7 protein-coding genes are annotated in these 7739 nt (G+C 72.4%); 6 read left to right on the top strand and 1 reads right to left on the bottom strand.

The features are described from left to right. The 3 genes from GRC12_RS39360 to GRC12_RS39350 form a co-directional block, all read left to right on the top strand. The coding region (locus GRC12_RS39360; RefSeq protein ID WP_208785254.1) for an ATP-binding protein at positions 1–1120 on the top strand (1120 nt) is incomplete at its 5' end. Next, on the top strand, positions 1117–1443 hold the full coding sequence (locus GRC12_RS39355) for a nucleotide pyrophosphohydrolase (RefSeq protein WP_208785251.1): 327 nt from the start codon (positions 1117–1119) through the stop codon (positions 1441–1443). The genes GRC12_RS39360 and GRC12_RS39355, both read left to right, overlap by 4 nt. 177 nt (positions 1444–1620) lie before the next feature. After that, on the top strand, positions 1621–2091 hold the full coding sequence (locus GRC12_RS39350; protein WP_133046087.1) for a DUF6099 family protein: 471 nt from the start codon (positions 1621–1623) through the stop codon (positions 2089–2091). A 107-nt stretch (positions 2092–2198) separates the two neighbouring features. Here the strand turns inward: GRC12_RS39350 and GRC12_RS39345 are convergent, their stop codons facing one another. Then, entirely contained in the window at positions 2199–2366 is a 168-nt protein-coding gene (locus tag GRC12_RS39345; RefSeq protein ID WP_208785249.1) for a hypothetical protein, read from the bottom strand. Between the two features lie 243 nt (positions 2367–2609). On the opposite strand from GRC12_RS39345, the gene GRC12_RS39340 reads away from it, so the two are divergent. The 3 genes from GRC12_RS39340 (at position 2610) to GRC12_RS39330 (ending at position 7702) form a co-directional block, all read left to right on the top strand. Further along, positions 2610–3554, top strand: coding sequence for an LLM class F420-dependent oxidoreductase (locus tag GRC12_RS39340; RefSeq protein ID WP_208785247.1), 945 nt, complete (start codon positions 2610–2612; stop codon positions 3552–3554). A 141-nt stretch (positions 3555–3695) separates the two neighbouring features. Further along, a complete protein-coding gene (locus GRC12_RS39335) occupies positions 3696–5159 on the top strand; it encodes a 3' terminal RNA ribose 2'-O-methyltransferase Hen1 (RefSeq protein ID WP_208785245.1) in 1464 nt (487 codons plus the stop codon). Beyond that, positions 5156–7702, top strand: coding sequence for a polynucleotide kinase-phosphatase (locus GRC12_RS39330; RefSeq protein WP_208785243.1), 2547 nt, complete (start codon positions 5156–5158; stop codon positions 7700–7702). Before GRC12_RS39335 ends, GRC12_RS39330 begins: the two co-directional genes overlap by 4 nt. Positions 7703–7739: the final 37 nt, after the last annotated feature.

Raw genomic sequence — 7739 nt, 5'->3', positions numbered from 1 at the left:
CCCCCCGCCGGCCCGCCCCTGCGTCACCGAGTTGCGGCTGTCCGCGTTCGCCGGACATCGGCGGGCCGGGTTCGGGCTCGGTCCGGTCACCCTGCTCGCCGGGTCCAGCGGGGCCGGGAAGACGACCGCGCTACGGGCGTACGAGGCACTCGCCCGGCTCGGCGGCGGAGCCGGGGTCGACGAGGTCTTCCTCGACGCGAGTGCCTGCGTACCCGACCGCGCCCGGCCCGACGCCCAGCACCGCCGGGGCTTCCGCATCGGCTGTACGGCCGACGGCCCCGAGGGCCCGGTCCGGCTCGACGTCGCCGTACAGGCCGAGCCCGAACTGCGCATCGTGGGCGAGCGGTTGACGTCCGGCGGGCTGGTGCTGCTGGAGACCGCGCTGCGCGATCCCGCCCGCCGCTGCGTGCAGGCCGCCTGGCACACGGCCGGTTCGGCACCGGTGACCCGCGCCCCGCTGCCCGACGACCGGCTCGGCACGACGCTGCTCCCGCTGCGGGTGGCCGGCAAGACCGACGGACAGCGCCGGGTGCTCGCCGCCGCCGAACAGATGGTGGTCGCCCTCCGATCCGTCTTCGCCTGCGACCCACGCCCCGGCCGCATGCGGTCCCCGGTCCCGATGGGCTCCGGCCGGCTCCTCGGCGGCTGCGACAACCTCGCCGACGTCCTGTGGCGCACCCGCACCGAGTGCGGCCGCCGCCACGCCCTGCTCGTCGCGGCGGCGGGCGCGGGGTGTGCCGGGCCGGTGACCGACGTGCTCGCCGAACCGCTCGGCGACGGCACGGTCCGGGGCCTGCTGGACCGGGGTGACGGTTTCCGGACGCCCTTCGCCCGCCTGGGCGACGGCGAACTGCGGTACCTCGCCCACGCCCTGGTCCTGCTGACCGGCCCCGGCGTGCTGGAGGTGGACCCGGCCGGCGAGGTGCCCGCCGCGATGCAGACGCTCACCGTGCTCGCCGACGCCTTCGACCGGTCCCTGGACCCGCGTCAGCGCCGCGAACTGACGGACCTCGCGGCGCGCATGGGCGCCCGCGGTCACATCCGCTTCGTGGCCGCGGTCGCCGACGCGTCCTGGGTGGAGGGGACGGACGGGATCACAGTGGTACACCTGGACCCGTGAACGAACCTCTTGATGTGGCGGGACTGCAGCGCAGGCTGGCCGAGTTCGCGGCGGCGCGGGGCTGGCAGCCGTACCACACCCCCAAGAACCTCGTCACCGCTCTCAGTGTCGAGGCCGCTGAACTGGCCGAGATTTTCCAGTGGTTGACGCCCGAGGAGTCCGCACGCGTGATGGACGACCCGGACACGGGGCACCGGGTGCGGGACGAAGTGGCCGACGTGCTCGCGTACTTGCTCCAGCTGTGCGAGGTCCTCGGCGTCGATCCGCTCGCCGCGCTGGACGCGAAGATCGACCGCAACGAGCGGAGGTTCCCGGCGCCGTAAGGAGCCGTACGCTCCGTTTTCACTCTCCGGAGTCGAAATCCGCTTCGAAACCGATTCGTTGTCCACAGATTTCCGCCTTCCTCTGGCTTTTCGTCCCGAGCACCTTCACTCTGGGTAGTGGACAACGGAGTTCGGGCAGACGCGTGGGCAGCGCGTGGAGACGGACGGGGGCAGCGCATGGACGCTGTGCGGCTCATCGTGACGAGCAGGCGGGCGCTGGCGGTGGGCGGAGACGCGCCCGAGATCCTGACGGAGGTGTGGCAGGCGCAGGCGCTCGCCCAGGCGATCGGCAGCCGCCTCGCGGTCGCCGGGCCGCCCGAACTGCGGGGCGAGGCACTGGGATTGACGGAGCTGGCGGGCCGCGGCTGCGGGGTGCTGGACGAGCCCCGGCTGGCCCCCGGGGACCTCCGCGCGGCCCAGCTGACGGAACTGGGCGACGCCCGCCAGGCCCTCAGCTACCTCGGCGGCCTGCTCGGCGAGGTGGGCATCGCCCTGGTGGGCCTCGCCTGCGCGGCGAACGACGAGGGCACGTACTGGCAGTGCATGGAGGCCATCGACGCGGCGGACGAGTCCAGGGACCGCGTCCGCGAGATGCTCCGCAAACTGACGGACGGGGAGCAACGACTACCGGAGAGAGAAGCCGGCTAGGCCGGTTGGTGGGAGCGGCGTGAGCCGCTGTGGGGGTGGCTGATCCGGCGCAGGTCGTCCGTGTCGTCGTGCCGGCTCCGTGTCCGTGGGGGCACGGACCCTCCCCCTCAGCCGGCGTCGCTCTCCTTCGCGGCGCGGCCGGCCGACTGCAGGTCCGCGTCGAGGGCCGACAGGTCCGCGTTCAGGGCCGCCATCAGCTCCTCCATCTGCTGCAGCAGACCCTTGGGTCGACCCGACGTGTCGCTCGACGCAAGGGATGCGGATTCCTCGGACATGACGGCCTCCTCGGCCCCCGGCCCCGGATCACGCGGAGGCCGATGCGGTGACGCTCCGGCGCGGACCGCCGGGCGCGGGCGCCGGGCGGTCCGGCTCCGCAGCGGCCAACGATCACCAAAGGCGCCGGTCACCGGCGCGCACAACCCCGTGCACGGCGTTGACGCGATGTCACCCGACCGGGGACCGGCGCTCCGGGAGGGACCGATGGGGTGGACCGGCACCCACAGGTGCAGGATGAACGCATGGACCTCCGTATCTTCACCGAGCCCCAGCAAGGGGCCGACTACGACACCCTGCTCGCCGTGGCGAAGGCCACCGAAGACCTCGGGTTCGAGGCCTTCTTCCGCTCCGACCACTACCTGAAGATGGGCGACGTCGACGGCCTCCCCGGCCCCACGGACGCCTGGATCACCCTCGCCGGCCTGGCCCGCGAGACCCGCCGCATCCGCCTCGGCACCCTCATGACGGCCGGCACCTTCCGCCTCCCCGGCGTGCTCGCCATCCAGGTCGCCCAGGTCGACCAGATGTCCGGCGGCCGAGTCGAACTCGGCCTGGGCGCGGGCTGGTTCGAGGAGGAGCACAAGGCGTACGGCATCCCGTTCCCCAAGGAGAAGCTCGCGCGCCTGGAGGAGCAGCTCGAGATCGTCACCGGCCTGTGGCGCACGAAGCTCGGCGACACCTTCGACTTCCACGGCACGTACTACGACCTCACCGACTCGCCGGCCCTTCCCAAGCCCGCCCAGGAGAAGATCCCGGTCCTGATCGGCGGCCACGGCCCCACCCGCACCCCCCGGCTCGCCGCCCGCTTCGCCGACGAGTTCAACATGCCGTTCGCCTCCGTCGAGGACAGCGAGCGCCAGTTCGCCCGCGTCCGCAGCGCCGCCGAGGAGGCCGGCCGCAAGGGCGACGACCTCGTCTGCTCCAACGCCCTCGTCGTCTGTGTCGGCAAGGACGACCAGGAGGTCGCCCGCCGCGCCGCCGCCATCGGCCGCGAGGTCGACGAACTCAAGGCCAACGGCCTGGCGGGCTCCCCGGCCGAGGTCGTCGACAAGATCGGCCGCTACGCCGAGGTCGGCGCCCGCCGCATATACCTCCAGATCCTCGACCTGCACGACCTGGACCACCTGGAGCTGATCTCCGCCCAGGTGCAGTCGCAGTTGACCCAGGAACAATCGACCCAGGAATAGACGACCAGGAATAAACAAAGGCGCCGGTCGACCGCCTGTGCGAAGGTGAGACCGTCGTCCTGCCGAGCCCCCAGGATCACCCTTCCTGGGGGCTCTCGTGCGTACGGCACCCGAACCGTCCACCCGTCGGAGAGTCTCCGCATGTTCCTGACCATCACCACCACCGGCACTCCCGAACGCCCCGCGACCGATCTCGGCTACCTGCTGCACAAGCACCCCGACAGGGCGCAGGCGTTCTCCACCTCCTACGGCACGGCGCACGTCCTCTACCCCGAGGCCGATACGCAGCGCTGCACGGCGGCCCTGCTGCTTGAGGTGGACGCGGTGGCCCTGGTCCGGCGGGGCAAGGGCAAGGGACGCGGTGGTGCCCCCGACGCGGCCCTCGCGCAGTACGTCAACGACCGCCCCTACGCGGCCTCCTCACTGCTCGCCGTGGCGCTCAGCGGCGTCTTCTCCAGCGCGATGAAGGGCGCCTGCCACGCCCGCCCCGAACTGCCGGACCAGGCACGCCCCTTGCGCATCGAGATACCCGCACTGCCCGCCCGCGGCGGCCCCGGTCTCGTACTGCGTCTCTTCGAGCCGCTGGGCTGGACCGTCACCGCCGAACCGGTCGCGCTGGACAGCGAGTTCCCCGAGTGGGGCGACTCGCGGTACGTGCGGCTCGTCCTGGAGTCCGAGGCGCTGACCCTCGCCGAGGCGCTGCGCCACCTCTATGTCCTGCTCCCCGTCCTCGACGACGCCAAGCACTACTGGGTGTCCGCGGACGAGGTCGACAAGCTGCTGCGGGCCGGCGAGGGCTGGCTGCCCGGGCACCCGGAGCAGAAGCTGATCACCAGCCGTTACCTGTCCCGCCGTTGGTCGCTGACCCGGCAGGCGATGGAGCGGCTGGAGCTGGTGCGGCTCGCGGAGGCCGACGACAGCGAGGTCGAGGACATCGACAACGCGGTCGAGGAGGAGACCGGGACGGAGGAGAAGCCGACGCCGCTCGCGGTGCGGCGCCGGGACGCGATCATCGAGGCGCTGCACACGTCCGGCGCGGCGCGCGTGCTCGATCTCGGCTGCGGACAGGGCCAGTTGGTGCAGGCGCTGCTCAAGGACGCGCGGTTCAGCGAGATCGTCGGCGTCGACGTGTCGATGCGCGCCCTGGCCATCGCCTCCCGGCGGCTGAAGCTGGACCGCATGGGGGAGCGGCAGGCCTCGCGGGTCAAGCTCTTCCAGGGCTCGCTCGCCTACACCGACAGCCGGCTCAAGGGGTACGACGCCGCCGTGCTCAGCGAGGTGATCGAGCACCTCGACCTGCCCCGGCTGCCCGCGCTGGAGTACGCGGTCTTCGGCGCGGCCCGTCCCCGCACGGTCCTGGTGACCACCCCGAACGTCGAGTACAACGTGCGCTGGGAGTCCCTCCCCGCGGGCCATGTGCGCCACGGCGACCACCGCTTCGAGTGGACCCGCGAGGAGTTCCGCGCCTGGGCGGGAGCGGTGGCCGAACGGCACGGCTACGACGTGGAGTTCGTGCCGGTCGGCCCGGACGACCCGGAGGTCGGGCCGCCCACCCAGATGGCCGTGTTCAGGATGACCACAGAGAAGGAGGCGAAGGCGGCATGACCGAGACGGCAACCGGCAGGGGACGGGTCCTCCCCGTCACCGACCTCTCCCTCGTCGTCCTCGTCGGCGCCTCCGGCTCCGGCAAGTCGACCTTCGCCCGCCGGCACTTCAAGCCGACCGAGGTGATCTCCTCCGACTTCTGCCGCGGCCTGGTCTCCGACGACGAGAACGACCAGAGCGCGACCAAGGACGCCTTCGACGTCCTGCACTACATCGCCGGCAAACGCCTGGCCGCCGGCCGCCGTACGGTCGTCGACGCGACCAGCGTGCAGCAGGACGCCCGGCGCCAGCTGATCGACCTGGCCAAGCAGTACGACGTACTGCCCATCGCCATCGTCCTGGACGTCCCGGAGGAGGTCTGCGCCGAGCGCAACGCGGCCCGCACCGACCGGGCCGACATGCCGCGCCGGGTCATCCAGCGTCACGTCCGCGAACTGCGCCGTTCCGTGCGGCACCTTGAGCGCGAGGGCTTCCGCAAGGTGCACGTTCTGCGCGGGGTGGAGGACATCGAGAACGCCACCGTCGTCACCGAGAAGCGCTTCAACGACCTGACCCACCTCACCGGCCCCTTCGACATCATCGGCGACATCCACGGCTGTGCCTCCGAACTGGAGTCGCTGCTGGGCAAGTTGGGCTACACCGACGGCGTCCACCCGGAGGGCCGTACGGCCGTCTTCGTCGGCGATCTCGTCGACCGGGGCCCGGACAGCCCGGGCGTGCTGCGCCGGGTGATGGCGATGGTGAAGTCGGGCAACGCCCTGTGTGTGCCGGGCAACCACGAGAACAAGTACGGCCGTTACCTCAAGGGCCGCAAGGTCCAGCACACCCACGGCCTCGCCGAGACCGTCGAGCAGATGGCGGGCCAGAGCGAGGAGTTCGTCGCCGAGGTACGGGAGTTCATCGACTCCCTCGTCAGCCACTACGTCCTCGACGGTGGCCGGCTGGTCGTCTGCCACGCCGGCCTGCCCGAGAAGTACCACGGCCGCACCTCCGGCCGGGTCCGCTCGCACGCGCTGTACGGCGACACCACCGGCGAGACCGACGAGTTCGGGCTGCCGGTGCGCTACCCGTGGGCGGAGGACTACCGGGGGCGCGCGGCCGTCGTCTACGGTCACACCCCGGTCCCGGAGGCCACCTGGCTCAACAACACCATCTGCCTGGACACCGGCGCGGTCTTCGGCGGCAAGCTGACCGCGCTGCGCTGGCCGGAGCGTGAGCTGGTCGACGTACCGGCCGAGCGGGTCTGGTACGAGCCGGCGCGACCGCTGCGGACCGAGGCGCCCGGTGGGCACGACGGCCGGCCGCTCGACCTCAACGACGTGCACGGCCGCCGGATCGTGGAGACCCGGCACTCGGGGCGGGTCTCGGTCCGTGAGGAGAACGCGGCCGCGGCCCTGGAGGTCATGAGCCGGTTCGCGGTGGACCCGCGGCTGCTGCCGTACCTGCCGCCGACCATGGCGCCGACGGCGACCAGCCACGTGGAGGGCTATCTGGAGCACCCGGCCGAGGCGTTCGCGCAGTACGCGGCGGACGGGGTCGAGCGGGTCGTGTGCGAGGAGAAGCACATGGGCTCGCGGGCGGTGGCCCTGGTGTGCCGGGACGCGGAGGCGGCGCGCAAGCGGTTCGGTGTCGACGGCCCGACGGGTTCGCTGTACACCCGTACCGGACGGCCGTTCTTCGACGACCCGTCGGTGACGGAGGAGATCCTGGGCCGCGTCCGCGCGGCCGTCACGGCAGCCGGCCTCTGGGGCGAACTCGACACGGACTGGCTCCTGTTGGACGCCGAGCTGATGCCGTGGTCGCTGAAGGCGTCCGGTCTGCTGCGCTCGCAGTACGCGGCCGTCGGTGCCGCGTCCGGCGCGGTGTTCCCTGGGGCGCTGGCCGCCCTGGAGGACGCGGCGGCGCGGGGCGTCGAGGTGGCCGGCCTGCTGGACCGCCAGCGGGAACGCGCCTCGAACGCGGCCGCGTTCACTCAGGCGTACCGGCGCTACTGCTGGACCACCGACGGCCTGGACGGCGTACGCCTGGCCCCCTTCCAGATCCTCGCCGTCCAGGGCCGCAGCCTCGCCGCGCTCCCGCACGACGAGCAACTGGCCCTGCTGGACCGGCTGGTGGAGCACGAGGGCACCGGCCTGCTGCAGACCACCCGACGGCTCTACGTCGACACCGGTGACCCGGAGTCGGTACGGGCCGGCGTCGACTGGTGGCTGGAGATGACGGGCCGCGGCGGCGAGGGCATGGTCGTCAAGCCGCTCGGCGCGCTGGTGCGCGGCAGCGAGGGCCGGCTGGTGCAGCCCGGCATCAAGTGCCGGGGCCGCGAGTACCTGCGGATCATCTACGGCCCGGAGTACACGCGCCCCGACAACCTCGCCCGTCTGCGCACCCGTTTCCTCAACCACAAGCGGTCGCTGGCGATCCGCGAGTACGCCCTGGGCCTGGAGGCCCTGGACCGCCTCGCGGAGGGCGAGCCGCTGTGGCGGGTGCACGAGGCGGTGTTCGGGGTGCTGGCCCTGGAGTCGGAGCCGGTGGACCCGCGGCTGTGACTACGGCCGGCTCCGGCACCCCCGCACAGGGGGTGCC

The sequence above is a fragment of the Streptomyces griseorubiginosus genome, from assembly GCF_017614965.1.
Classification (GTDB): Bacteria; Actinomycetota; Actinomycetes; order Streptomycetales; family Streptomycetaceae; genus Streptomyces; species Streptomyces griseorubiginosus_B.
Note: the sequence above shows the minus strand (reverse complement) of the source record. Positions and strands in the feature narration are given on the sequence as shown.

Excerpts from the sequence above, each read along its gene's own strand:
- GRC12_RS39335 (WP_208785245.1), top strand. The coding sequence starts at position 3,696 with ATGTTCCTGACCATCACCACCACCGGCACTCCCGAACGCCCCGCGACC.
- GRC12_RS39345 (WP_208785249.1), bottom strand. The coding sequence starts at position 2,366 with ATGTCCGAGGAATCCGCATCCCTTGCGTCGAGCGACACGTCGGGTCGA.
- GRC12_RS39330 (WP_208785243.1), top strand. The coding sequence starts at position 5,156 with ATGACCGAGACGGCAACCGGCAGGGGACGGGTCCTCCCCGTCACCGAC.
- GRC12_RS39340 (WP_208785247.1), top strand. The coding sequence starts at position 2,610 with ATGGACCTCCGTATCTTCACCGAGCCCCAGCAAGGGGCCGACTACGAC.
- GRC12_RS39350 (WP_133046087.1), top strand. The coding sequence starts at position 1,621 with ATGGACGCTGTGCGGCTCATCGTGACGAGCAGGCGGGCGCTGGCGGTG.